This is a genomic window from Frankia sp. AiPs1, from assembly GCF_023716945.1.
Taxonomy (GTDB): domain Bacteria; phylum Actinomycetota; class Actinomycetes; order Frankiales; family Frankiaceae; genus Frankia.
Map to the genome: position 1 here is coordinate 1 of NZ_JAMQQF010000656.1, position 3,124 is coordinate 3,124.

General features: G+C 72.7%; 2 protein-coding genes and 1 pseudogene. 2 read left to right on the forward strand and 1 reads right to left on the reverse strand.

Annotated features, from left to right (window positions below; all coding sequences use genetic code 11):
• Positions 1 to 298, forward strand: a pseudogene (locus ND748_RS28955) (hypothetical protein); the annotation flags it as partial.
• Between the two features lie 563 nt (positions 299 to 861).
• Here ND748_RS28955 and ND748_RS28960 read toward each other — a convergent pair.
• Entirely contained in the window at positions 862 to 1,773 is a 912-nt protein-coding gene (locus ND748_RS28960) for an LLM class F420-dependent oxidoreductase (RefSeq protein ID WP_251749361.1), read from the reverse strand.
• Positions 1,774 to 2,022: 249 nt separating this feature from the next.
• On the opposite strand from ND748_RS28960, the gene ND748_RS28965 reads away from it, so the two are divergent.
• On the forward strand, positions 2,023 to 3,124 hold a 1,102-nt coding region (locus ND748_RS28965), incomplete at its 3' end, for a serine/threonine-protein kinase (protein ID WP_251749362.1).

The window sequence follows — 3,124 nt, forward strand, 5'->3', positions numbered from 1 at the left end:
GCTCGCGGTTGCGGCCATCGCCGTCGGCTGCGGTGCGCCGGTCGCTGCCTGGCCGGAGGTGTCGCCCGACGCCGCGAGGCTGGTCGGCGTCGGCGTCGGCGTCGGCGTCGGTGCCGGTGCCAGTGCCGAGGTCGGCGTCGGTGTCGGTGTCGGTGTCGGGGCCGAGGTCGCAGGCCGCCCGTTCGGCTCCCCACCACCGCCCGCCCCTGCGCAGCCCGCCAGACCGACGGTGAAGACGGCGGCGGCGACGACGGTCCGCCGCACCCGTCGCCTGCTCGCCCGCTCGGCCCGCAGCTGAGGCTTCACCCACCTCGGCTTCCGCTGGGGCGCCCGGCTCCCTGCCCCGGCACCGCCGCAACGCAGCCGGTCGACCGGTTCCCCCTGGGACCTCGTCCCGTTCGAGCACCGACGCGCCCGCGTGCACCACAGCCCCACCCCTCAACGTCGATCACCGGCCCGCCGTCCCAGGGCGGACATAAGGTGATGACCTTCTCACTCGCCGGATGGGTGGCCGGCGCAGGGCGAGGCGGTTGTCGGGCCGGGAACCGCACCGGAGGAGATGCTGCGACAGCCGGGATCGCGGCTGATCTCCTGGGGCGGTGGGCCCGTCGGCGCGCCGGAGCGGTTCCGCGGAACCCCGGGCACCTGGCTGACGAGTCGCGGCCGGCGTCGTTGATGATCCACGCGGGGTTCCGGCGAGCCACTGTGCGGGCGCCGGTCGTTGACGAGTGCGCGCCTGTGCGGTCATTCGCCCGGCCGGACGGGGCCGGCCGGGCGAACCGTCCGCAGAGGTAGGCGGCGGACCTCAGAGGTACGGGGCGTCCCTCAGAGGTACGTGGCCTCAGAGCTGGGTGGCGTACCTCAGAGGTAGGTGGCGCCGAAGGCCTCGATGAACTCGAGTGACTCCTTCGGTGACCCACCCGGCGCCGAGATGATCAGGTTGGTGACGCCGGCGTCGGCGAGGGTCTGGAAGGCCTCGCGGTGACGGTCGGCCTCGTGGTCGGGGCGGTTGATGGTGGCGTCGAGGTAGGCCGGGGCGATGTCGAGCTGCGCGCCTCGCTCGCCGGCCAGCTCACGCAGCTCGCGGATCTTCGCGGCCATGGCCTCGGTGGTCGCGAGCTGGGCGGTCCTGGTGGTGGTGAACAGCTCCGCCGGCCCCCCGAGCGGCATCCAGCCCTGCGTCTTCTGCGCGACCCGGCGCAGCGTCAGCTTCGAGTTGCCACCGATCCAGATCGGGATGGGGTCCTGCACCGGCCGGGGCCGGGCGATCACGTCACGCGCTGAGAAGTGCTTGCCCTGGTAGCTGAACGGCTCGCCCTTCCAGTGCAGCGGCAGCACCTCGAGGGCCTCGTCGAACAGCTCGTTGCGCTCGTCGAAGTCGACACCGAGGGCGAAGAACTCGGCCTTCTGGTAGCCGGTGCCGACACCGAGGGTGAGCCGGCCGTGGGAGATCTTGTCCAGGGTCGCGGCGGACTTCGCCAGCAGGAACGGGTTGCGGTAGGGCACCACCGCCAGATAGGTCAGCAACCGCAGCCGGGTGGTGACGGCAGCCGCGGCGCTGAGCGCGACGAACGGGTCGAGCGACTGGTGGCCACCCGAGGCGAGCCAGCGGGCGCCGGGGACCGGATGCTCGGTGAAGGCGAACCCGTGGAAGCCGGCGGCCTCGGCGGCGGTGGCGAGCTCGCCCACGTCACCGCTGTCCAGGAGGTCACCCTCGGTGCCATTGGTCTCGGGATACTGGTACACGAACCGCAACGCGTTCTCCTCGTCCATTCGACTCGTCCACTCGACGTGTCCCGCACCACAGCCTGCTCTTTGTTGACGGTTGTGCCAAGTGATGCGGCGACCAGCCCGATATTGCGGTCGGTCCTGGCGACGAGTGGTCCCGCTCCTGTCCGCGAAGGGGGACGTCGAGCCACTGTTGTGGATGCGGAGCAAGGCCATAGGATCACGCATCGTGCCGGGTGAGATGGACGGATCTGGGCTGGTTTTGGGGGCAGTCCCGGGAGGGGCGGGCCCGGCGTGATCGTCGATCGGAAGCGGATCGGTGCGGCCCTGCCCGGTTACGAGCTGGGCGACCAGCTCGGGGCGGGTGGCTTCGGAATCGTGCTGGCCGGGTGGCATAGTCGCCTGCAGCGCGACGTCGCGATCAAGGTGCTCACCGCCGGCGGATACGACCGGGCGGCCGCCGACTTCGCCGCCGAGGCCCGGATCCTCGCCCGCCTCGACCATGCCCACATCGTCCGGGTGTACGACTACGTGGAGACCGGCGACCTACGTCTGATCGTCATGGAGATGCTCGCCGGGGGCACGCTGACCAGCCGCCGGACCACGCTGAGCCAGCCGGCCGCGTGCGCCGTCGGCCTGGCGGTGGCCGGGGCCCTGTCCTGCGCGCACGCCGAGGGCGTGCTGCACCGCGACATCAAGCCGGACAACGTGCTGTTCGACCTCGCCGGGATGGCGAAGGTGGCGGACTTCGGCATCGCGAAGCTGGTGCGGGGCGGGGCGGGGAACGCCAGTGCGGTGATCGGGACCCCGCTGTTCATGGCCCCCGAGCAACGGGCGGGCGGCCGGCTGACGATGGCCACGGACCTGTACGCGCTCGGAATGGTGCTGTATCTGCTGCTCAGCGGGGTGACGCCGGGCGATCTGAACCAGTCCGTCGGCCGGGCGCTGGGCGACCGAGCTGCCCGCGACCCGCGCAGGCCGGTCAGGGTGCCCGCGTCGGTGGCCGAGGTGGTCACCTGGGCGCTGGCGGAGAACCCGACCGACCGGCCGCAGTCCGCGCAGGTGTTCGCGCTGGAACTCGCCCGGGCCGCCGTCAGCGCCTACGGCCCGGCGTGGATCGCCCGCTCGGGTGTTCCGCTGCGGCTCGACGACGACGTCCGCATCGCCGCCGAGCGGCCGCTGGCGGCCGTCCACGCGGCGGTACCCCCGGCCTCGTCATCCCCAGCCTCGTCACCCCCGGCCTTGTCACCGCCGACCTTGTCATCCCCGGCCTTGTCATTGCCGGTCTCGTCGCCGCCGCCGGTCTCGTCGCCGCCGCCGGTCTCGTCGCCGCCGGCCCCGACGTCGGGGGGAGTGCTCGACCGCCGCCGCCATCGCGCGCGGCAGGGTCGCCGTC